Genomic DNA, 20,135 nt, shown 5'->3' with positions numbered 1-20,135 from the left:
GGGCATAGGTGGGGACGGGTATGGCGGCCGGCGCCTGGTTGTCGTCATCGGTCCGGTGCGGATCGATGACGTTTGGTCGAGGTCGGCAGGTTATTCCCGGCTGGTTCCGATGAACGTCCGGACAGCCGCGGCCGAAAGGACGCCGAGTGGCTGGCCGTCGTCCTCGACCGTGATGGTCATGTCCGCCGGCGTGTCACGCAGCGATTGGTTGACAACATCGGTGAGAAAGTCGCGCCAGTCGAGGAAGACCTCGGGCGGGAAGGTGTCGATCACCTCCACCAGCGGGCGAGCTGGATCGGAAATCCTGTCCAGATCCTCGGAGGTAACGATCGACGAGCGAACAAGGTCGTTCTCCAGATGCACGACCCGGGCGTGTCGGACACCCGCTCTGTGCATTTCCCCGGCAGCCTGGTCACTGGTCACCGTGTCCTGGAGTTCGATGAAAGGTTCCACCTTGTCGACAAGTCCCACGACACCGACGAGGCTTCTGACGATCTTGTCCTGTGTCACTTTGTAACTCCTTCGGACCGCTTCGTGACCCGGGAACTTGGCTCTCTCGGACTCGCCGTATCGACTTCCGGGCCTTCCGCATCGGCTTCCGGTGAGGAACCCCGGGTGCGAGAAAAGCATGATCGCGCTGTCTTTGGTCTGTCAGAAACCCGCTGGGGGTATGTCCCGGGCGTGTTACGTGAGTACTGGTGGATGTTGTCCTTGTCGGCTGTTGCCGGCAACCACCCCGCCACCGGCAGGTGAGTGAGCAGCTGGCGAGGCGGTATTCGATTTATGTCCGAAATATAATATTTTGTACTGAAAGTATGACGGCGCCGAGACAGGACCAAAGTCCTGGTCCGTTCCTGCTCCCCATACGGGCGCCTTCTCGGTACCCTTGCTGTGCGTCCCGGCAGAGCGGTGGCGTGATCTGCGTTCCCCCCGTACGTCAGATCATGTCTACCCTCTGTTGGGACGCTTTATGCTGCCCGGAGTTCGCAGTCGCGTTCGGGTGATCTTGATGAGTGATGGCGCTCCGGGTGCGCTGGATGCCGCCCGCGGGCGGTGGCGATGACCGTGGCCGCGTGTTGACGCCGCTGACGAGTCCGCCGGTGGCGGTTCTCTGAAGATCAAAGTTGCTGCCTGCTTATGCCGACGTGACAGGAGGTAGTCTCCGGTTGCCGTCAAGCCGTAAAATGCACCCGTCAGCAGACCGCAAGGCCGGGGTTGTGTTGTTGTGATTTGAGCTTGTGGTCGCTGTGGCCGGTTTGCCGGATCGGCCAGGTGACTTGCCCCACTGTAGTTGGACGAGTATCTGTCAGGTGGGTATTGGATGGTAATAAGGTCTATTATTTAATGGATACACCAAAACGTAAACCGGGAGCTCGGTGGCCATTCTCGGGCTGGTCGGGCAGCTCTCCGGTGGGCAACCGCGGAAGGGATCGACAGGAGGATGCCTCGGAGCATGATGATCCTGACGGACTCACGGTGGGTGAACCGGTAGCGTCGCTGTCCACCGTGTCCGGACCGGCGGGCGGTGACTGACAGGACTCGGGACTTTCGAAGGGGTGCAGATGCAGGTTCCATCAGCGCGGATCGTCTTCCCGGAAGCCGATCGCGCGGAGATAGCGTCGTCGGTGTCAGAGATCCTGGCCAGCGGAGCGCTGACGCTCGGTGCGCATACGAGGGAGTTCGAGGCCACGTTTGCCGCGGCCCACGGCCTCCCTTTCGGCATCGCAGTCAGTAGTGGTACCGCAGCGCTTGAGGTTATTCTCCGGGCTCTGGACGTAGCGGGCTCGGACGTCGTCGTCCCTACGAACACCTTTGCGGCGACCGGCTTTGCCGCTCTGCGGGCCGGGGCGAACCTGGTTTTTGCGGACGTGGACCCCGGTACGTTCGCACTCAGCGCATCCACCGTGGCCGATGTTCTTACACCGCGTACGCGGGCGGTCGTTCTGGTACATATAGGCGGTCTGATCACTTCGGAGGTCGACGACATCCGGGCATTGTGTGATGAGCGGGGCATCTTTCTGGTCGAGGACGCGGCGCACGCCCACGGTGCGAGCCATAACGGTCGCCACGCGGGGTCCTTCGGTGTGGCTGGAGCGTTTTCGTTTTACCCGACCAAGGTCGTGACCAGCGGCGAGGGCGGGATGATCCTCACCGCTGACGAACGCGTACGGGACGAGGCAATCATATTTCGTGATCAGGGGAAAGCCGGCTTTCTCGGCAACGTCCACATCAAACAGGGCTACGCCTGGCGGATGAGTGAGCTGCACGCCGTGACCGGGCTGGTACACCTCCGCCGGTTGTCCGAGTTCCTCGAAGTCCGTCGCCGGGTCGCCGCCCGGTACGATGCGGGACTCGGTCGTATCGACGGGCTCGAGTCCGTCCGGGTGCCGGCCGGCGGGTACAGCAACTTCTACAAATATCTGGTTCTGCCGCGTCAGGGCATTGAGCGGGCGGGACTGAAAAAAGAGCTCAAGGAGCACCACGGCGTGTCGTTGTCGGGTGAGGTGTACGAGGCACCCCTGCACCAGCAGCCGGCCTTCGCCCCGTACGCTGGCGGTAACCTGCCGGTTGCCGAGGATTTGTGCGCCCGTCATGTGTGTCTTCCGGTCCACTCGGACATGACCGAGGCCGAGGCGGATCACGTGCTTGCGTCGCTTGCGTCCGCTCTCGAGACCTTGACAGTGCAGATCTGACCGGATGACCTGCACCTGTAACAAGTCCCCGTAACAATTTCACTGGGCGATCCGACCCGCAACCGACAATTCTGGACGGATGACCATGCGTATAGCCGTCACCGGAGGCTCCGGGTTTATCGGAGCCCATGTAGTGGACCGGCTTTCCGATGCCGGCCATGAAGTGATTTCGCTTGATCTGCGGATACACAAGGCCGACCCCCGCGCCGACCACAGGGTGCTCGACGTCCTGGACCTGTCTGCTGTCACCAGCACGTTTGCCGACTGCGAGATGGTTTTCCATCTCGCCGGCATGTCCAACGTCGACCATGCCTTTGCCGACCCGATCCGAACTGTGCGGCTCAACGTCGAGGGCACGGCAAACGTCTGTGAGGCGGCGCGCGTCGCCGGCGTGCGGCGGGTGTTGTTCGCCAGCACCGTCTGGGTGTACGGTGCCGCCGGCGGTGATCCGGACGATCCGCACCCGCTGACTGAGGACGTCGAGTTCGCGCTGATCCGTGCCGGTCACGTCTACACCTCCACCAAAATTGCGGCGGAGTTGCTGCTCCACAGTTATCAGCAGACATACGGCGTGGATTTCACGATTCTGCGGTACGGCATTCCCTACGGCCCTGGCATGCGTGACGAACTGGTCCTGGCCCGGTTCCTCCGGAAGGCACTCGACGGGGAACCCCTCACGATCGCCGGCGACGGTCAGCAGTTCCGCAATTATGTATTCGTCCGTGACCTGGCGGATGCGCATGTGCTCGCCATCGACGACGCCGCGCGCAATGCGACGATCGCGCTCGAGGGCGACGAGCGGGTCAGCGTGCTGGCGATGGCGCAGGCGGTCCGTGACCACATCCCAGGCGTCAGGATCGATCACGTGCCGGCGCGCCCGGGCGACTTCAGGGGGCGGCCGGTGTCGAACGCGGCGGCCGAGGCACTGCTGGGCTGGCGCCCCACCACCCGGTTTGCCGACGGCGTCCGGCAGTATGTCGAGTGGTACATGGCCAACCGGCAGCCCACCCGTGACCAGGTGGTCTCGCTGCCGCCCCGCCAGGCCGACGGGGTCGGCGTTCCGGCGTCATCCGAGTAAGCCATGGCCGGCGATCATATGGACGACTCGGCGGCCGGGCCGGCGGGGCGGACGCGTCGCTCCGGGGAGCGGCGGGCGCTGCTGCTGTCGGGCTCGCTCGGGATGGGGCACGATGTCATGGCGCAGGCCTGCTCGCACTCGCTGGCCCTGCGTGGGTTCTCCACCCGGACGCTGGACTCCCTGCGCATGATGGGTGGCCGTGCCGGCTCCATGGGCGAGGCCGTATTCCGCGGGATGTTGGCTGTGCCCGGTCTGTACGACGCGGTGCACTTTTCGCAGATGCGCTCGGGCGGTCCGTTGTCGCGGGTGATCGAGGCGACCGCATCCCGTTTTCTCGTTCCCGAGCTGCGGCTGACGCTGCGTGAGCAGCCAGTGGAACTACTCTTGTCAATCTTCGCGACCGGGGCCGCCGCGGCAAGCCGGATCAAGTCCGAACATCCCGGCATGGTCACCGCGGTGTTCTGCACGGACGTCTGTGTTCACCGGCTCTGGGTGCATGACAACACCGATCTGTACCTGGTCACTTCGGCCACGGCGGCGCGGTTCGTCCGCCGGTTTCATCCACAGGCGCGGATCGCCGTCGTCCCGCCGCCGGTGCGTCAGCCCTTCTACGACCCGCCGACGCAGGATGCGGCCCGCGATGCTCTTGGGATCCCCGGCGATGCACGGTGTGTGCTGTTGATGTCGGGCTCCTGGGGGCTTGGCCCGTTGGTCGACGGCGCTCGCGCGCTGGCCGAGTCCGGAGTGTGGGTGCTCGCGGTGGCCGGGCGCAACGCTTCGCTCGCGGCACGTCTGCGGAGGCTGGCACGTACGCACCGGCAGGTTATCCCGTTCGGCTTCACCGACCGTATTCCCGAACTGATGGCAGCAAGTGATCTCATCATCACCTCTTCGGGGGACACGTGCAGTGAGGCCCGCGTGATCGGACGCGATCTCCTGCTGCTGGACGTCGTGCCCGGTCACGGCCGGGACAACCTGCAGCTTGAACTCGACCGGGGACGAGCGGATGTCGCCTCCGCGGACACCGCGGCCCTGCGCCGTTCGGTGCTTGCCGTGCTGGACCGTATCAAGCCGCCCTCGGTCCGCGTGGTCGGTACGCCGGATGCCTGGGAGCAGGCGTTCGGTGCCGCGCTCAGCCAGGTCGAGCTCGGTAATGGCTGGTAGGAGACGGTCGTGCGGGACATGGGGTGATGCCGGACGTGGGGTGGTGGTGGGAGACGTGAGGTGGGGCGATAGCACACGTACACACTCCGGTCAGCCTCTGGGACGCGCGTGAACGACGCTCTCGCCGTCGGCGCACCGATCGCCGTCGTGTCGGCGGCGCTCTACGGGATGGCTCCCCTCATCCAGGCTGTTGCGGCGCGGCAGGCGCCACCTGGCGGTGGGCTCGGGCTGGGACTGTTGCTCCGCCTCACGCTGCGTCCGCTGTGGCTGCTCGGACTCGCGGTCGAGGCCGGGTCGTTCCTGCTGGAGGTACTGGCCCTGTCGGTGGCTCCGGTGGCTCTTGTCGCGCCGCTCATGGCGGGCGACATGGTGGTGTTCTCGCTGCTGGCCCGGCGGTTCCTCGGGGAGCGGATCAGCCGGGTCGGTTGGCGCGGGATGGCGTCCATGGTTGCCGGAATCGTCCTGCTCGCCTTTGCTTTCAGTCGTGACGCCCAGGTCGGTGATCGTGCAAGTGATCACGAAATGGGGCTGTTCCTGGCCTGCGGGCTGACGTTCACGGCCGTGGGCGCGTGGTTGGCGAACCGGGCGGGCCGTGGTGAGCGGGTCGCGCAGGCGGCTTTGCTGTTCGGGCTGTCCGCAGGCGCCTGTTACGCGATCGCGACGCTGGCGACCCGCCAGATCGGCCTGTACCTGGACGATCATGAGTTGGTCCGGCTGCTGGCCACACCGACCCCATACGTCCTGATCGTTTTCTCCGTGCTTGCCCTGGGCCTGGAACAGCGGGGGCTGCAGGGGCGGGCGGCGGTGATTGCGTTTCCGGTGACCAGCGGGGTTTCGGCCTTCCTGCCGGTGATGCTCGGCCTGACCTTGTTCGACGAGTCGGCGCCCGAAGGGCTGCGGATGGCGGCTTTCGTCGCCTCACTGGTGCTGGTTGCGGTCGGGATCCTTGGTCTTGGGAGAGATCGGGCGGCAATCGCTGTGCACGAGTCGGAACCTCGGTGTGAGCCGTTGCCGGACCAGTGACGCAAGAGACTTTGATGATCACTTTAGGTTGTCGCCATCGTTCGTGGGGTAGGTACTACCCAGACTCTTCATGAAGAAGGTCTTGAGGCGGGAGCAACCTGTGGCCGACGAACGCAACGATCTGCTCGCTACCCTGCTGGACGGCTTGCCCGAGGCGGAGCGCGCACGGACCGCCGAGCAGATCCTGCGCCAATGGGAGGCGGAGCGACGAGCTGTGCGCGAGAAGAACGAAGCAGCCCCGGCTGTTTCGTGCTGACCCGGCCTGTCGACGGATCGGCTCGGCTGGACCGGCTGACCTGGACCTACGGATCTGGACCCACGGATCTGGACCTACTGACTGGGCCCGAGCATGCGGCGGTCAGAGGTGGAACCTTTCCATTGCTTTACGGACGCGGGAGTTCGCCTGCGCAAAGCTGATCTTTCCGTCGACATATGCGGCGAGAGCGCTGCGGCGCACCCGCTCGGCACGTGGATCCTCCAGCGGGGTGTTGAGCAGGTTAGTCGTGGCAGTAGCCACGCTGATCACCTCCCGTTGCGCGGAAACAACAACGACGAAAAGCCCGCCTGGCAGTGTCAGGCGTGTGACGGATCAGGAAAAGGAGTTGCGGTCCACGGCAATGGTCGCCTGGATCGCCGCGTGATCGACTACCTACGTTCCGCCGACGCGTGATCGTGGCAACCAATCGGATCTGCAGGCCGGGCGGAGAGGACACCCGGTACGCCCCGACCCCGGGGCTTTTGCCCAGTCGATGGCGTTCATGGCACCTGTACTCCTCTGCGGCTACAGCGGACGCGGACGCCCACCAACATGATCGAGACGATGCTTGCCTGCGTCCGTCGTCAAGACCAACGCCGGAAGAACTACAACCCGACCGGACAGCTACAAGAGTGCGCTGTCGCGGGCCCGATCGCAAGACCCTTTCTGTAGGGTCATTGATCGAATCTGGATGGTGACCATCACCGTCGCTCGCGGGGTTGGTGGCTCCTGACCGGCGCTACCGCAGGCGCAGACGGTGCCTGGGCGTCACGTCCTGGACGGCCAACGACAGCGCGATCATGCTTTTCGCGTTCGGGGGTCCAGAGGCCGATCTGGGAGGTTCGGGAGGCTCAAGTTTCCGGATGCTCGAGGCCCAACGGCGGCGCGATCATGTTTCTCCCGCGCCGCCGTTGGCTCTTTTGGATCTTTTAACTCCGGTCGAACTCGCCGTCCCGGACGCCCGCGAGGAAGGCCTCCCATTCGCCGTCGGTGAAGGTCAGGACCGGTCCGGACGGGTTCTTCGAATCCCGGACGAGGACGCCATCGTCGACGTCCGCGATCTCGACGCACATGCCGCCCGCACCATTGCTGTAACTGCTCTTGCGCCAGCCGACGGCTGTCGTATCCATCTTGTCCGGGGTGGGCTCAGTGTATTCAGTCATTTCATTTCCTCCGCAATGCTGGCTATCTTTTCAAGGGATTGGTCCGGTCGGAGCGCGGCTGCCAGCAGGTAGTCGGCCTTCAGTCGGTAGTGTCGAATTTCCGCCGCCCGTTCCATATAAAGGCTCCCGGTCGCCTCCTCGATATAGACCACGTCGTGGTCTGTCGGGTCCGGAAAGCCGAGGATCGCGAAGGTGCTGCCCATTCCCGCATGCGCACCCGCGGCGAAGGGCACGACCTGGAGGGTGATGTTGGGAAGTTCCGCGCGCTTGAGGAGATGTTCGAGCTGAGTGCGCATCACGGCCTTGCCGCCGACCGGACGGTGGAGCACCGCCTCGTCGAGAACGACCCAGAGCCGGGGTGGGCTGTCGCCGGTCAGCCGATTCTGCCGGTTGAGGCGGAGCGCGACCTTGCGGTCAACCTCCTGTTCCGTGATCTGCGGATTGTCGGCGCGGATGACGTGTCGGGCGTACTCGGCCGTCTGTAACAGGCCGTGAACGAGTTGGGCTTCATAGACGCTTATCGAGGAGGCGTCTCCCTCAAGTCCGATGTAGATCTCGAACCACGGGGGAACCACATCGTGGTAGCTGTGCCACCAGCCGTGCTTGCGTGACTCGCGAGCCAGCGCGAGAAACGCCTCCCGCTCGGCCTCGGCGGTCACGCCATAGAGCCGCAGCAGGTCCTGAACATCCCGGGTCCGGACCGGTACACGGCCGTTCTCCATCCTGCTGATCTTCGAAACGGAGCAGCGAAGGAGTTCACACGCCTGGTCAACGGATACGTCGGCTGCCTCGCGGAGCCGGCGGAGCTCGGCGCCCAGACGCCTTCTCCGAACGGTCGGGCCGCTCCCGGTACTCATCGCTCCTCCTGCGCGTAGGTCGTCGCTACGTAGGCTGTCGCTACATTATGCCATCGATTCATCACACTTATGTGTCGATCATGAGTGTTCGGTACTGATATTATTACGTAAAGTTATAAATGGTTGCGGAAAGTTGTGGAAGTTGTCCGTCTGATCTAAACGTAGCGTGATAGTTGTGTCTTAATTGGTAGTAGGATGTCGTCTCTGTGATGTGGGTAATGCGCGTAGCGCAGGGTCGGTATCCTGCGTTTCATCGAGGATCTCCTGACGAGGCATGTCCTCTCGCCGGAACTGGAGGCGGGCGTGAGCGGTCCGGGGGCAACCCGTCGGGACGCAGGCCGTGCTGAGGCGGACTCGGCGGTGATGCACAACGTCCTGTCCGGCACGGTGGGTGGACACAGCGTCCAGGCAGGTTCGATTCACGGCGGCGTCGCGATCCACGTCCATGAGGTGGCGCCGAGCACTGTTCCGCCGAATTCGCTGCCGCCGCGTCCGCCGCATTTCGTGAACCGCAGCCGTGAGCTGGCGGAGCTGGACCGGTTGCGGTCACTGTCTTCGGACGGTGTGGTCCCGGTGCTCGTGCTGACCGGTGCGGGCGGGGTGGGAAAGACCGCGGTCGCACTGGAATGGCTGCATCGGCTGCGAGCGCAGTTCGTCCACGGGCAGATGTACGCGACCTGGGCGGTCCGGAGGTGACCGCCGCGGTGGCTCCGCAGGAGTGGACGAGACTGCCGACCTGCTGGAGAGCCTCAGCGATGCCAGCCTCTTGGAGGAGGTCGGCGTGGGTCGGTACGGATTCCACGACCTGCTCCACATCGACGCCCGGCGTCGTGCGGAGGAGACCGAACCGCCCGTTGAGCGGACGGCAGCCCTGGAACGGATGCTGACGTGGTATCTGTGGCATACCGCGTCGGCGGACGTCGTGCTCATGCCCGGCCGTTGGCGTCTCAACGATGATTACCAACGGCTGCGCGCTGACGGCGCGACGCAGACCAGGGAATCGGCCTGGGAGTGGCTCGAAGCCGAGCGGGTCAACCTGCTGTCCTGCGTGCGTACAGCCGGGCGTACGGTTTCGACGAGCTGGCCTGGAAGTTGTGCGAGGCGCTGTGGGGGCTGTACTTCCACTGGTATTACGCCGTATCAGGTGGGTCATGCCGACGCATGCTGTCCCGGCTCGTCGCGATGTACCGGCGGCGCGGTCCGCTCAGGTAGTGTGGCTGTCACCACCAGTGGACGAGTCGAGGAGGTGAGCCCCATTCCCGCTCTATCAGGCTGGGCGCTCCTGCCTCACGGCCGTGCGGTCCACACCCGGCATAGTGACCCGGGGACTTGGGCCGCCGGCAGCGCGAAAGAAGCATGATCGCGCTGCCTTTGGTCCGCTAGGTGACCGGGAGGGCGCCCTTCGGCATCCCGAAAGGTTCCCGTGTCGGCTTCTCCGTCACCGCTGTCCCGATCCGTCATCGTTGCCAGGCTTCGGGCCGCCGGCTGCGTCTTCGCCGAGGATGAGGCGCGGTTGCTCGTCTACGCAGCGCGGACTCCGGGCGACCTCACCGCCATGGTGGACCGGCGAGCCGCTGGCCTGCCCCTTGAGCACGTCCTCGGCTGGGCGTGGTTCTGCGGCCTGCGGATAGCCGTGGACCCCGGCGTCTTCGTACCCCGCCGTCGCACCGAGTTCCTTGTCCGTCAGGCTGCCGCCCTCGTCCGGGGCCTGGCCGTCGGCCCCGCCGGCGGAGCCTCGAACCGGCCACGAGTGGTCGTCGTCGACCTGTGCTGCGGCTCGGGTGCGGTGGGCGCCGCGCTGCTCGCGGCCCTGGACGCAGTCGAGTTGCATGCCGCCGACCTTGACCCGGCTGCGGTGCGGTGCGCCTGCCGCAACCTCGCCGTCGCTGGTGGTCAGGTGTACGAAGGCGATCTCTACGAGCCACTGCCGGCTACGCTGCGGGGCCGTGTCGACGTCCTGGTCGCCAACGCACCCTACGTACCCACCGCGGCGATCAAGCTGCTGCCTCCGGAAGCCCGCATCCACGAGCCGCGGATGGCGCTCGACGGCGGCGCGGACGGGCTTGACGTCCTGCGACGGGTGACTGCCGAGGCAGCACAGTGGCTGGCACCGGGCGGTCACCTGCTGGTCGAAACCAGCGAGCGTCAGGCGCCGCGGACCGTCGAAACCGTCGTCCGCAACGGGTTGATCCCACGGGTGGCCAGTTCTGCCGAGCTGAACGCCACCGTCGTCATCGCAACGAAGCCCACCCGGCACGAGTGGTTGGGCGGCTGACGCCCGGGCCCGTCCAAGCCGGCAGGACGTGGCCGCGGAAGGATGTAGGTAGGTCGACTTGGAAGCCCAGGACCGTATGTTGGCGGCTCCCGTGGCGGTATGGGCCTGCACCTGAGCCGGATCGTCGAGGCGGACGAGCTGTTGACGAACGACCCGTTGGCATTGCTGATCGGGATGGTGCTGGACCAGCACATGTCGTAGGTATGGATCGGGTAGTTTGCCCGTCCGAGGGTCGGACCGGCTCATCCGCGGTGGTCAGGCCGAGCAGTTCCAACTACCTCCCCGTCGACCTGCGGATGGGCGATGTTCATACGTCAGCCGCTCGATACGTCAGCCGCTCGCCGGTTCGGCGGACAACGCCCTGCCCGAACCGCTGCCGCACCCATGACGCCGCTTCTTCGACGCTCGACTGGTCGGTGACGTCGATACGGCAGGCGTGCACCGCTGCTCCGGACGCGTCGAGCTGACGAGCGACCTGCTCACCTTTGACGCGGTCGCGGCTGCCGAGCAGGACCGTGAAGCCGTGATCGGCAAGTTGCGAGGCCACCTCGCGCCCGATACCCCGATTGCCGCCGGTCACCACCGCCACCGGCTGGTCGTCCGACATGTGCTACACCTGGAAGGTCGCCGACAGATACGACCCGAGGTGTCGAACGGCGGCCTCGACGGCCATGGTTACCTGCGGCTCCTGGTCGTAGAAGTCGATCTGGCTGCCTTCGCCCCAGACGAGTTCGGCACACGGCATTCGACTTGCCAGGGAATGGACGTTGTCCGGGAACACGCAGCCGTCACCGTGGACGAACAGCGTGGGAGCGGTCACCGTCTCAGCCCCCGACAGTCTGTCAAAGGTCAGCCAGTACAGCCAGCTCAGTTCCGCCATCTCATTTGTCCACTGCGGGCACGTCCGCGTTCGGCGGCGGCGTAGTAGTCGAGAGGCAGGCCTATGTGATGAGTTCGATCGCGCACCGTGGACCGGTCGTGGCGGCGTACTTGGCATCACAGGTGAGTAGGACGGCGTCAATCTGCTCGGCAAGCGCGACGTAGCCGGCGTCGTAGGCAGCCATATTTTCGCGTAGTTCCCAGACGCGCTGAGCGGTCGGCCCGCTGAGCAGTTCGCGACGGATCGGCAGGCGGAGCAGGTTGGCGATGAGTATCGGGGTGTGCTCGGCGAGCCGGCTCGTACGTCGGGCAAGGCCGCGGAGAGCTGAGATGACCTCGATGTCCAGATGAGCGGGGGCGTAGATGGCGTCACCACCGGCCATCCGGTCCCTCGCTGCCTTGCGTCGGGGGCTGTCGTCTCCGACGAGCAGATCGACGATCAGGGAAGCGTCAATGACGATCAGCCCCACCGTGCCTCCTCCGCATCACGAACCGCACGGACGGCGGCGACTGCGTCGTCCGTGGTGAGCCCGGAGGAAGCGCGGGCGTTGTCGATGTCGGCGAGCACCTCGTCCATGGTCGGGGTACTCGCCTCGCGGCTGAGCACGTCGAGCAGGTAGGCGTTCAACGACTGCCTCCGGGCCTTCGCGCGGGCGGCCAGAGTGGCGCGCACCCGTGCAGGGAGGGCTCGGATGGTGAGGTTGGTCGTGATCTTCTCGACGCTACTCATGATGTCATTCTAGCGCTGAAATAGCGTCGATTTGACGTCGGGTGGGACGGAGCGCAGTGTGGAAGCCGCGATGGTCGTCGACTCGGCCCGTGACCCGGTGGCGAGTCGCCGGTTCGACGAACTCGTCCGGGTGGCATAAACGTGGTTGCGGTCACCGTGGAGCACGCGGCGCTTGCCAGGCAGGCGTACCGCGATTTCGGTCGGGGCAGTGGTAGCCTTGCCCGGTTGAACTTCGGTGATTGTTTTGCGTATGCGCTGGCGGCTGCGCTGCGGGAGCCGTTACTGTTCAAGGGTGCGGATTTTATCTACACCGATCTGGTCGCGGCGGACCTTCCCGTCCAGTAGTGGATCGACCTATACCGTGGTGACGTGAGACTGTATCTGAGCCAGGTCGCCGAGGCGGACGAGCTGTTGACCAACGATCCGCTGGCGCTGCTGATCGGGATGGTGCTGGACCAGCACATGTCGTAACCATGGAGCGACTGTGACACTGACGCAGCGCCGTCATCGGTGCCGAGGATGTGCCTGACAGTGCCCATAGTCCATCTTGGTGGCTGTTCGTGGATGCGAGAGCAACGGTAGAGGTCTTACCATTGGCGGCTGGCAACAGTATATTTTGTGTATCGGCTGCCGATCGCCGATGTTGTTTTAGCAACGAGGTTGTCTGAGTCGAGTCGAGACAGCACGTAGAGCACCTGTCGGTCGGACAGTCCTAGGCGTTCAGCGATTTCCGCACGGCTAAGCGGGCCGGATGTCGACAACAACGCTAGGACTTCTCGCTTCCTGCGCTGGCCTTCACCTGCCTCCTTCTGATCGTCTTCAGGCTGGTCCGCGTGTTGCCGGTCCATAGGGATGTCGCCGAAGAGCGTTGGCTGCGGTTCTGCGAACTGATCGGCCAGAGCATAGCGCGCCCACCTGCGCTGACTAATCATTCTGACCAGCCCACGGTTGATGAGATCCTGCAGCTCGGCACGGGCGATCTTGCTGTCCAGCGCGAGTTCGATCCGATACTCGTCGCTGGTGAGCGAGCGGCCGGTGCGTAGTACTGAGAGTGCCATCTCTTGCGTACTGGAGAGGCCGTGCGCGTTCAGAGTGAAAAGCCAGTGCCGAGTTTCGTCGTCGAGTAGTGCTCTGTTGGGAATTCTGACCCGGAAATCCTTAATTCGGTCGGCAAACTCCGCCGGAGCAAGACCTGCCCGTCGTAGGCTCGACAGAACGGTGGGGATCCCGGTAGCCCTTCCCTCGCAAAGAGCACGCAGATCCCTGCGGAAACGGACATTTTCCAGGATGTCGACGAGGGTCCGGTTGCGGGTTGACGCAACCCCGTCGTCCCCTAGACGCTCTATGCTTACTGGACCGAACAGCCCGCCAGGAGAGATGACCTCCAGCCGGTCCGGGTAGACTTCGACCTGAATGCGGGTCCCCCGCGCCATGGGACTGTAGTCGCGGTGGGCAACGGCGTTAACCATGATTTCTCGGAGTGCTTCCAGCGGATATTCCCATCGGTCCTCTCTGCCGACTCCAGAAACTATACCCTGTCTGCTCATTCTGGCGAGCAGCACGGCGAAGACTTCCTCAAGCAGAACGGGCGCGGGACCTTCAAGAACCTTGTCGTCAAGGAATCGCTCGCCGTGGGGACCCGGTTCGCCTTTCCGTATTGTCGGATAGACAGTTATCGTGATCCCAAGTCCAAGCAGCGCCTCGAAGCTCTGCGGGTCCCGACCCAAGGCGATCAACCCGCCAAGGGAAGGAACTAGCCGGTCCCTGTCGATGGAACTCCTGACCAGGACTCCGCATCGATGAAGGAGATCGACGTCGTCTCGTCGGGCAAGCATCGGACGGGATCGACGAAGATCACGGAGGAAATCCTCAACCAGATCGTCCTGTAGGTCTTCCCGTGTTGCTTCGTCAACTGGTTCACGATCGAACTTGGGCTGTCCACGATTGAGAACAAGCTGGCTGACTTCGTATGAAGAGAGTTTGTGATCACCATCGGAGATGCGTATATACGCCCCGTTGGACTGTCCTTTGCTCCGCAGATACGCTGGTTTATCAACCGGATGGAGTTCGGGAACCTCTGCGACCACAAGAACTTTGTCTTCGAACGTCGGCAGGCTGATTACGGGTATGAGTGGCGGGTGGATCGAATCGCGACACAGGCTGGATATGTCCGCTGCCAGCTTGGCGGCATGCTCGCATCCTACGGACAGAAATCCGCGACTCTCGTCGAGCCCGAGGATGAGCGCCCCTCCGCCTGGCGTGTTGGCGAAAGCGCAGAGTGTCTGCGCTGTCTCTTTTGGCAGCGTATCGGTGGATGCAAGCTTGACCTCAAGTCCGGCATCGTCGCGATGTATCCGACGCAGCCCGGCGACGAGCTCGGCGATCTCTCCTTCCAACATGGGCCACCTCCTTACCGTCGACCTTACACACTTTTCCGAAGTGAGTGTAAGGATGTGTAAGGAGGGGTGGTCGAAGTCCCCTCGTGGCCGGCCCGCGCCCCTGTCGGCGAGCAGGTTGCCTGTTGGCGGCTACGGTGGTCGCGTGAGCCTGCATCTGAGCCAGATCCCGGAAGCCGACGAGCTGCTGACGCGCGACCCGCTCGCGCTACTTGTGGGCATGGTGCTGGACCAGCACATGTCGTAAGCATGGAGTGGACCGGGCCGGGTGGCCTTGGTGGAACACGCTGCTGGAGACGGCAGTTGCCAGCGCTGTGGTGAGTCATACCTCGGATGCCTGTCCGTTTTGTAGCCCCGTGCGTGTGACCGTGAAGGGCTACGTTTCACGCCTCCACTGCCGCAACTGCGTCGATTTCGATGAGGAACTGTGGGTTCGCAAACCCCGAAACCACTACCACACTTATCGTGGTGGGGTGCGCGCCCCATACTCTCTGGGCCGATGAGAACGCCTGTTCCAGTGGTTGGTCCTGCCGGACGTAGATTGTCAGTTTGACCACGTTCTCCTGGTTGGCACCGACGGATTCCAGCGCTGTCAGAACATTTTCGAGTGCCCGCACGGACTGGGTGGCCAGGTCTTCGCCGACTATTTTTCCGTCCCGACTGACAGCGTTCTGCCCACCTATATAGATCATTTTGGCGGGACTTTCAACCGCTATCACCTGACTGAAGGCGGGATTGCTGTGCAGCGTGTCCGGATTGAAGTGGCTGATGATCCTAACGGGCAGCATATCGCCAAGGTGTATCCGAGCACACCGCGGGTGACGTTGCGAGCGAAGCGGGCGGTTCATCTGCCGGAGCCGCCGCCAGGGCCTGTGGCACTGCCCTAAAGAGAAGGCGGATTAGGCCGCTCTGGGTAGATTTGAATCGGTGATAGTGATCGTGTAGGTGACGTTACGGGTGTGCTGGGTTCGTCGCTCCTTCGTGGTTCGGGGGCTGCTCCGTTGTCGATCGGCACGGTTACGGGGACCGGCAGCGATTGCGGCGAGCAGGTCGGCCGAACCGGAGCGGTGGCCGCAGGCCCGGCAGGGAGCGTGGCTGGTCAGGTGGTCGCGGGCAGCGCGCAGGACGACGGTGAAGGAGATCTCACCGGGGTCGATACCCAGATCGGCGGCAGCGGCCACAGCCTGGTCGACCAGGGCGTTGTAGACAGCGAGCAGACCGCAGATTTCCTGCTCGGCCAGGTCAGGGGACTGCCCACGCAGGCGCCGACCCGGCCCCCGCACCGTCGACTTGATCGTCTTGTAGGCCAGCTCGACCTGCCACCGCTGTGCGTAACAGTGCGCGATCGCCTCTGCAGGATAGACCTGGTGATCCAACAGGGTGGTCAGGACCCGGAACCGGCTGACGCGCGTGTTCCCGGCCTGGTCGGTGACGGTCACGGTGAACTCGACCAGCCGGGCGATGACATCGCCCAGCCGGGGCGCCTTCTTCTCACCGGTGGTCGTGCGGCGCCGGGCGAGCATCGCGTCGGACTCCCGTAACCGGAGCAGGTGCGAGCCGTCCGGCAGAGTTTCGATCACCGTGGCGGGCAGCGACCGGACGCCGTTCTTGCCTCGCCATGCCAGGTGCGCGCCGGTCCCGGCCGCGGTGCGCCACCGGTCCATGGAGAAGAAATTCCTGTCCGCCAGATTCAACGTCCCCTGCGCCAGCTGTGTGACCAGACGGTCCCACAGGGCCTGCTCGCTGACTCCGCACGAGTCCAGCGCCGCGGCCAGTACCCGGCGGGTCCCGCACACCACCAGCGTGACCACCCGGGCCTGGGGGAACCGGCCACCCGACGGGGTCGCGAACCGCTCGCTGATCGCGTCGGTGGCGGCTAGGTCGAACACCGTCCCGTCCACTGCCGTCACCACCAGCCCGAACATCCGCAGGCCGGTGGTCTCGACCGCCCAGCCGATACGGGCGCCGGCTTCGACCAACGCCCGCAACACCCCGGCCGGTAGCCGTGCCCTGGCCTGCGACAACGCCACCGCGCTGACCGGGCCACCCAGCACGATCGCCGGGTTGAACGCGCCCAGCAGTGGCCACAACCGGGCCAGCACGCTCGGGTACCCCTCCCCGCTGAACAGGCACAACCCCACTACCAGCACCGTCGTCACCGCATCGGTCAACACTGTCCGACGCCGGTCGACGCACCCTCCGGCCGCCAACGCCGCCCGCACTCCCGCCGGCCTGGCCAGCACCGCCAACGGCCCCGCGGTCATCTGCGCCGTGACCACGACGCCCGGACCGGCGAGTACCGCCTCCCGCAACAACCCCGAGGACCCCGACGGGGCATGACACACTTGGGCACCGAAGCTCCTGGTTACGACGTACGGTCTCAGCAACCCGCGTCTTACCAGGAGCTTCGCCATATCCAGCGCACCCGGACACAACCGGCGCGTTCACGCCGTCGCCCCCACCCCGGGAGTCGCCCGGCGGCTGAGACCGTCGCCTGTATGCCCGCTGTGGTCCGCGCTCCCTCGTGCTTGACGAGTTGCGGCCCGTCGCCTAACATCAACATCACTTACTCCCCGCCGTCCTACGGGACTGGCGGGGCTTTTTCTTTCTAGATCGGCTACGCCATGATCCCACGTATTTCGATCTTCATTGATTACCAGAACATGCATCTCTCGGCTCTGTATCATTTCCGGCCGCCGGGCGAGGGCCACCGTCTCAGCCACGTCGATCCAGTTCTCGTCGCGGATCTCGTTGCTGCCAGACGGCGATTTGGTGGTGTCCTGACCGACATCCGCGTGTACCGAGGCAGGCCAAGTCCAGATCACCAGCCCGCCGCGGCTCAGGCCAGTGACCGCCAAGCCGCTGGGTGGCTGCGGGATCCGCGACTCACGCTCGTTCGTCGGCAGCTTCGGTACCCAAAGGACTGGCCCGTGACCCCCGCGCAGGAAAAGGGCATCGACGTGGCGCTGGCCGTGGACTTCGTCAGGCTTGCTTGCGAGGGTGCTTTTGACATTGGCGTGCTGTTCAGCAGAGACACAGACCTCATACCAGCGTTGGAAGCAGTCCGGGACCTCGGCACCGGTGGCGTGCATGTTGAAGTGGCCACGTGGCGCGGCCTGAGTCGTTTGCGCTATCCGGACTCGCAGCTCCCGTGGTGTCACTATCTGGACGCTGCCGACTACGAGGCCTGTAGAGACAACACCGACTACACGGTGACCTGACCGGAGGGCTGACAGGTTCGCCAGCCCGGCTACGGTGTGAGTGTGGGACTGCATCTGAGCCAGATCGCCGAGGCGGACGAGCTGCTGTCGAACGACCCGTTGGCATTGCTGATCGGGATGGTGCTCGACCAGCAGATTCCGTTGGAGCGGGCGTTCGCGGCGCCTTACGAGCTTTCCCAGCGGCTCGGTAAGTCATTGGACGCCGCCGAACTGGCCGGTTTTGACCCGGACGTGCTCGCAGCCGTGTTCTCCCGGCAGCCGGCGCTGCATCGCTTCCCAGGATCGATGGCCAGGCGGGTGCAGGCGATGTGCCGTCTGATCGTCGACGAGTACGACTCGGACGCCGCGAACGTGTGGCGCACCGCCGCGGACGGCCCCGAGCTGCTGCGCCGCGTCTGCGCGTTACCCGGGTTCGGGCAGCAGAAGGCCAAGATCTTCACAGCCTTGCTGGGCAAGCAGGTCGGTGTGACTCCGCCGGGCTGGCAGGCCGTGTCGGCTCCCTTCGGTGAGGACGGATCGTTCCGCTCGATCGCCGACATCATCGACACCGTCACCCGCGACAAGGTCCGCGACTACAAGAAGCAGATGAAGGCCGCGGCCAAGGCATCCGTCAGATGACCAAATGACACTCTGAATCTTTGCTTGTGCGCTGGCAACACTTGCCGACACCCGATACGTCCACCCAATGGCGTGCCGGTTGACGTCGTTGGTGAGTGGCGAGTTTATACAAGGCCGCACAGTGCGGATCTGTATAAACTCGTGGCGAACCCCCGCTCCGTTGCCGTCAGGATGGCACCGCGTGGACGACACCGAGACCGACGCCGGCTCGGCTCTCGCCCGCATCCCGGCCGGGTCGACAGCCGAACGGGAGGAGACCTCGACCTTTGACTTCAAGTAGGCCCCGACAGTCGTCTTGCCGCCGGGCAGGACGGGCTGCTTGACGTCTCGCGCTCGACCGCGCGCCGGCGGTACGGCCGTTACCGGCTGCGCGAGCATGCCCGGATGGCGCTCGGGACGGCCCTTGCCTACCGGGTACGTAACGCCGACGAGATCGACCGGCGGATCGTCGAGCATGTCCGGGAGTACGGCTGGATCACGAACCGGACCATCCAGAACCTGTTCACGGTGGACGTCTACCAGGCGCGTCGTTGGCTGGCCGGTCTCCGGCAGCGAGGGCTCCTGGAGCAGGTGACCGAGGGCCGATCGTCCGGGCCGGGAATCCGCTACGGGCCAGGCCCCGCTTTTCCCGGCCAGTCGAGCCGAACAAGGAAGGCCGGTCGCGGGCGGGATGACGCCTGACCTGCTTCCATATCCGGCTTTCGCCTCCAGCCGGCCGTCCCGCGCAGATCTGGGCAGGTCCTGTCCTGCCGGGCCCCAGGTCGGATCGGGCCGGCCCGGTCGAGTCGCGCGGGTCGGGCGGCGGGTCGGGGCAGGTCGGGTCGGGTCAGGTGGCCAGCAGGACGAAGGCGGGGAAGGTGCAGATGGCGGCGGCGGTGAGGTAGATCGCGGCATGCGCCCACAGCGGTGCCCGGTGTGAGGGGTCCAGCAGGCGCGAGATACGCGCGATCACCGGGGTGTGGATCGGGGAGGAGCGGGCGGGCTCGACAAGCAGGTGGCCCGTGCCGCCTGTGCCGCTGTCATGCCTGCGGCGTGCGGATCTGGCTCGCAGCACCCTGGTGTGACCGGTCGTTCGCTGTGGACTCACCGTCCCGCGCTGGAACACTCCGGTGATGCCGACCGCTCCCGTCGGCACCGGGAACCGGGCCACCCCGAGCCGGGCCAGCGCCCGGGCCAGGGTCTGGCAGCTGGTGCGGCGGGCGGCGGTGTCGTCGGCGAGCATCTCGACCAGCAGCGACACCGCGGCGGTCGCATCGCGCGCGGGGGGCAGGAACGGGAAGGTCTGCTGCCAGGCTACGAAGGGCTGGATGACGAGATCATGCCGGCCGCGGGCATGGGCCTCTTCGTGGGCGAGGACGGACTCCAGTTCGTCCTCGGTGAGCGCCGCCAGCAGACCTTTGGAGACGACGACCCGGGTGTGGCGCACGCCGGGTAGGCAGTAGGCGACCGCGACAGGATGGTCCAGGACACGAAGCCGTCCGCGGCGGTGGATGCTTCCGGCACAGTTGGGCAACCCGTGTGGCGGCTGGCATGCCCCGGCGCCTGGCAGCTCTTCCGGCACTGCAGCTACGTCGTTGCGCCCGCCGTGGTCCTGACCGGCCAGGTCGACCAGGTGGCGGTGGCGGCGACGATGCCGCAGGGTCCGCGCGGTGGACAGGGCGAGGACGCCGAACAACCGGGCGGCCAGCGCGGACGCCACCCCAAGCGCGATCACGTTGATCCAGCCGAGCCCGGCGAGGGGTTCGCCGGCGGCCACATGACCGGCATGGTCGAGCACGCCCA

At 65.2% G+C, this 20,135-nt stretch carries 23 protein-coding genes and 2 pseudogenes; 13 read left to right on the top strand and 12 right to left on the bottom strand.

The features are described 5' to 3' along the window. Positions 1–90 precede the first annotated feature (90 nt). The gene (locus DD1DGNOD_RS24420) at positions 91–510 is read right to left on the bottom strand and encodes a hypothetical protein (RefSeq protein ID WP_131765114.1); all 420 of its coding nucleotides are present in this window, start codon (positions 508–510) and stop codon (positions 91–93) included. 1,052 nt (positions 511–1,562) lie between these two features. Here DD1DGNOD_RS24420 and DD1DGNOD_RS24415 point away from each other — a divergent pair. From DD1DGNOD_RS24415 to DD1DGNOD_RS24395, 5 genes are all read left to right on the top strand, one after another. Then, positions 1,563–2,693, top strand: a complete 1,131-nt coding sequence (locus DD1DGNOD_RS24415) for a DegT/DnrJ/EryC1/StrS family aminotransferase (protein WP_131771118.1) — start codon at positions 1,563–1,565, stop codon at positions 2,691–2,693. An 85-nt stretch (positions 2,694–2,778) separates the two neighbouring features. Then, positions 2,779–3,771 (top strand): NAD-dependent epimerase/dehydratase family protein, encoded by a 993-nt coding sequence (locus DD1DGNOD_RS24410; RefSeq protein WP_131765116.1) that lies wholly within the window; start codon positions 2,779–2,781, stop codon positions 3,769–3,771. A gap of 3 nt (positions 3,772–3,774) precedes the next feature. Then, positions 3,775–4,935, top strand: a complete 1,161-nt coding sequence (locus DD1DGNOD_RS24405) for an MGDG synthase family glycosyltransferase (RefSeq protein WP_430827863.1) — start codon at positions 3,775–3,777, stop codon at positions 4,933–4,935. 108 nt (positions 4,936–5,043) lie between these two features. Further along, positions 5,044–5,958: a hypothetical protein gene (locus tag DD1DGNOD_RS24400; protein WP_131765117.1), complete on the top strand. Its 915-nt coding sequence runs from the start codon at positions 5,044–5,046 to the stop codon at positions 5,956–5,958. 70 nt (positions 5,959–6,028) lie between these two features. Continuing rightward, complete coding sequence (locus DD1DGNOD_RS24395; protein WP_131771117.1) at positions 6,029–6,214, top strand: hypothetical protein; 186 nt, start codon at positions 6,029–6,031, stop codon at positions 6,212–6,214. Positions 6,215–6,316: 102 nt separating this feature from the next. Here DD1DGNOD_RS24395 and DD1DGNOD_RS27505 read toward each other — a convergent pair whose 3' ends face one another. The 3 genes from DD1DGNOD_RS27505 to DD1DGNOD_RS24385 all read right to left on the bottom strand — a co-directional run bounded on the left by DD1DGNOD_RS27505 (position 6,317) and on the right by DD1DGNOD_RS24385 (position 8,234). Beyond that, positions 6,317–6,475 (bottom strand): hypothetical protein, encoded by a 159-nt coding sequence (locus tag DD1DGNOD_RS27505; protein WP_165034716.1) that lies wholly within the window; start codon positions 6,473–6,475, stop codon positions 6,317–6,319. A gap of 668 nt (positions 6,476–7,143) precedes the next feature. Continuing rightward, positions 7,144–7,377 carry a DUF397 domain-containing protein gene (locus DD1DGNOD_RS24390; protein ID WP_165034717.1) on the bottom strand — a complete coding sequence of 78 codons (234 nt, stop codon included), beginning with the start codon at positions 7,375–7,377 and terminating at the stop codon, positions 7,144–7,146. After that, on the bottom strand, positions 7,374–8,234 hold the full coding sequence (locus DD1DGNOD_RS24385; protein ID WP_131765118.1) for a helix-turn-helix domain-containing protein: 861 nt from the start codon (positions 8,232–8,234) through the stop codon (positions 7,374–7,376). The genes DD1DGNOD_RS24390 and DD1DGNOD_RS24385 overlap by 4 nt, the downstream gene beginning before the upstream one ends. A gap of 303 nt (positions 8,235–8,537) precedes the next feature. Between DD1DGNOD_RS24385 and DD1DGNOD_RS24380 the strand changes: the two genes are divergently transcribed. From DD1DGNOD_RS24380 to DD1DGNOD_RS30975, 3 genes and pseudogenes are all read left to right on the top strand, one after another. Next, positions 8,538–8,930, top strand: coding sequence for an ATP-binding protein (locus tag DD1DGNOD_RS24380; RefSeq protein ID WP_131765119.1), 393 nt, complete (start codon positions 8,538–8,540; stop codon positions 8,928–8,930). Between the two features lie 727 nt (positions 8,931–9,657). Beyond that, entirely contained in the window at positions 9,658–10,509 is an 852-nt protein-coding gene (locus DD1DGNOD_RS24375; RefSeq protein ID WP_131765121.1) for a putative protein N(5)-glutamine methyltransferase, read from the top strand. Positions 10,510–10,608: 99 nt separating this feature from the next. Beyond that, positions 10,609–10,704 (top strand): annotated as a pseudogene (locus tag DD1DGNOD_RS30975) (HhH-GPD-type base excision DNA repair protein); the annotation flags it as partial. A gap of 112 nt (positions 10,705–10,816) precedes the next feature. Here DD1DGNOD_RS30975 and DD1DGNOD_RS24370 read toward each other — a convergent pair. From DD1DGNOD_RS24370 to DD1DGNOD_RS24355, 4 genes are all read right to left on the bottom strand, one after another. Next, complete coding sequence (locus DD1DGNOD_RS24370) at positions 10,817–11,116, bottom strand: SDR family NAD(P)-dependent oxidoreductase (RefSeq protein ID WP_131771116.1); 300 nt, start codon at positions 11,114–11,116, stop codon at positions 10,817–10,819. A 3-nt stretch (positions 11,117–11,119) separates the two neighbouring features. Continuing rightward, positions 11,120–11,389 (bottom strand): hypothetical protein, encoded by a 270-nt coding sequence (locus tag DD1DGNOD_RS24365; protein ID WP_131771115.1) that lies wholly within the window; start codon positions 11,387–11,389, stop codon positions 11,120–11,122. A gap of 61 nt (positions 11,390–11,450) precedes the next feature. Continuing rightward, entirely contained in the window at positions 11,451–11,858 is a 408-nt protein-coding gene (locus DD1DGNOD_RS24360) for a type II toxin-antitoxin system VapC family toxin (RefSeq protein ID WP_131771114.1), read from the bottom strand. Further along, positions 11,849–12,118 (bottom strand): hypothetical protein, encoded by a 270-nt coding sequence (locus DD1DGNOD_RS24355; RefSeq protein WP_131765123.1) that lies wholly within the window; start codon positions 12,116–12,118, stop codon positions 11,849–11,851. The genes DD1DGNOD_RS24360 and DD1DGNOD_RS24355 overlap by 10 nt, the downstream gene beginning before the upstream one ends. 141 nt (positions 12,119–12,259) lie before the next feature. Here DD1DGNOD_RS24355 and DD1DGNOD_RS24350 point away from each other — a divergent pair, with 141 nt between their 5' ends. After that, positions 12,260–12,463, top strand: a complete 204-nt coding sequence (locus DD1DGNOD_RS24350) for a type II toxin-antitoxin system VapC family toxin (protein ID WP_206443408.1) — start codon at positions 12,260–12,262, stop codon at positions 12,461–12,463. 242 nt (positions 12,464–12,705) lie between these two features. On the opposite strand, the gene DD1DGNOD_RS24345 is transcribed toward DD1DGNOD_RS24350, so the two are convergent. Further along, positions 12,706–14,517, bottom strand: a complete 1,812-nt coding sequence (locus DD1DGNOD_RS24345) for an ATP-binding protein (protein WP_131771113.1) — start codon at positions 14,515–14,517, stop codon at positions 12,706–12,708. A gap of 142 nt (positions 14,518–14,659) precedes the next feature. Between DD1DGNOD_RS24345 and DD1DGNOD_RS31395 the strand changes: the two are divergent. Next, positions 14,660–14,755: pseudogene (locus tag DD1DGNOD_RS31395) on the top strand (HhH-GPD-type base excision DNA repair protein); the annotation flags it as partial. A gap of 142 nt (positions 14,756–14,897) precedes the next feature. Here the strand turns inward: DD1DGNOD_RS31395 and DD1DGNOD_RS24340 are convergent. Further along, on the bottom strand, positions 14,898–15,302 hold the full coding sequence (locus tag DD1DGNOD_RS24340; RefSeq protein ID WP_131765126.1) for a RidA family protein: 405 nt from the start codon (positions 15,300–15,302) through the stop codon (positions 14,898–14,900). A gap of 111 nt (positions 15,303–15,413) precedes the next feature. Further along, a complete protein-coding gene (locus DD1DGNOD_RS24335; protein WP_165034720.1) occupies positions 15,414–16,829 on the bottom strand; it encodes an IS4 family transposase in 1,416 nt (471 codons plus the stop codon). A 309-nt stretch (positions 16,830–17,138) separates the two neighbouring features. Between DD1DGNOD_RS24335 and DD1DGNOD_RS24330 the strand changes: the two genes are divergently transcribed. From DD1DGNOD_RS24330 to DD1DGNOD_RS24320, 3 genes are all read left to right on the top strand, one after another. Then, positions 17,139–17,735, top strand: a complete 597-nt coding sequence (locus DD1DGNOD_RS24330; protein WP_131765128.1) for an NYN domain-containing protein — start codon at positions 17,139–17,141, stop codon at positions 17,733–17,735. Positions 17,736–17,777: 42 nt separating this feature from the next. Beyond that, a complete protein-coding gene (locus tag DD1DGNOD_RS24325) occupies positions 17,778–18,353 on the top strand; it encodes an HhH-GPD-type base excision DNA repair protein (protein WP_131765129.1) in 576 nt (191 codons plus the stop codon). A 384-nt stretch (positions 18,354–18,737) separates the two neighbouring features. Then, positions 18,738–19,034 carry a hypothetical protein gene (locus DD1DGNOD_RS24320; RefSeq protein WP_131765130.1) on the top strand — a complete coding sequence of 99 codons (297 nt, stop codon included), beginning with the start codon at positions 18,738–18,740 and terminating at the stop codon, positions 19,032–19,034. 145 nt (positions 19,035–19,179) lie between these two features. On the opposite strand, the gene DD1DGNOD_RS24315 is transcribed toward DD1DGNOD_RS24320, so the two are convergent. Further along, the coding region (locus DD1DGNOD_RS24315; RefSeq protein ID WP_131771119.1) for a M56 family metallopeptidase at positions 19,180–20,135 on the bottom strand (956 nt) is incomplete at its 5' end.

This window comes from Candidatus Protofrankia californiensis (genome assembly GCF_900634765.1).
GTDB classification, from domain to species: domain Bacteria; phylum Actinomycetota; class Actinomycetes; order Frankiales; family Frankiaceae; genus Protofrankia; species Protofrankia californiensis.
This window is presented reverse-complemented; position numbering and strand designations above follow the sequence as displayed.

What these genes read in the sequence shown, in the direction of transcription:
- DD1DGNOD_RS24415 (WP_131771118.1), top strand. Translation starts at nt 1,563, where the DNA reads ATGCAGGTTCCATCAGCGCGGATCGTCTTCCCGGAAGCCGATCGCGCG.
- DD1DGNOD_RS24410 (WP_131765116.1), top strand. Translation starts at nt 2,779, where the DNA reads ATGCGTATAGCCGTCACCGGAGGCTCCGGGTTTATCGGAGCCCATGTA.
- DD1DGNOD_RS24405 (WP_430827863.1), top strand. Translation starts at nt 3,775, where the DNA reads ATGGCCGGCGATCATATGGACGACTCGGCGGCCGGGCCGGCGGGGCGG.
- DD1DGNOD_RS24395 (WP_131771117.1), top strand. Translation starts at nt 6,029, where the DNA reads ATGAAGAAGGTCTTGAGGCGGGAGCAACCTGTGGCCGACGAACGCAAC.
- DD1DGNOD_RS24390 (WP_165034717.1), bottom strand. Translation starts at nt 7,377, where the DNA reads ATGACTGAATACACTGAGCCCACCCCGGACAAGATGGATACGACAGCC.
- DD1DGNOD_RS24385 (WP_131765118.1), bottom strand. Translation starts at nt 8,234, where the DNA reads ATGAGTACCGGGAGCGGCCCGACCGTTCGGAGAAGGCGTCTGGGCGCC.
- DD1DGNOD_RS24370 (WP_131771116.1), bottom strand. Translation starts at nt 11,116, where the DNA reads ATGTCGGACGACCAGCCGGTGGCGGTGGTGACCGGCGGCAATCGGGGT.
- DD1DGNOD_RS24365 (WP_131771115.1), bottom strand. Translation starts at nt 11,389, where the DNA reads ATGGCGGAACTGAGCTGGCTGTACTGGCTGACCTTTGACAGACTGTCG.
- DD1DGNOD_RS24355 (WP_131765123.1), bottom strand. Translation starts at nt 12,118, where the DNA reads ATGAGTAGCGTCGAGAAGATCACGACCAACCTCACCATCCGAGCCCTC.
- DD1DGNOD_RS24345 (WP_131771113.1), bottom strand. Translation starts at nt 14,517, where the DNA reads ATGTTGGAAGGAGAGATCGCCGAGCTCGTCGCCGGGCTGCGTCGGATA.
- DD1DGNOD_RS24340 (WP_131765126.1), bottom strand. Translation starts at nt 15,302, where the DNA reads ATGCTGCCCGTTAGGATCATCAGCCACTTCAATCCGGACACGCTGCAC.
- DD1DGNOD_RS24330 (WP_131765128.1), top strand. Translation starts at nt 17,139, where the DNA reads ATGATCCCACGTATTTCGATCTTCATTGATTACCAGAACATGCATCTC.
- DD1DGNOD_RS24320 (WP_131765130.1), top strand. Translation starts at nt 18,738, where the DNA reads ATGGCGCTCGGGACGGCCCTTGCCTACCGGGTACGTAACGCCGACGAG.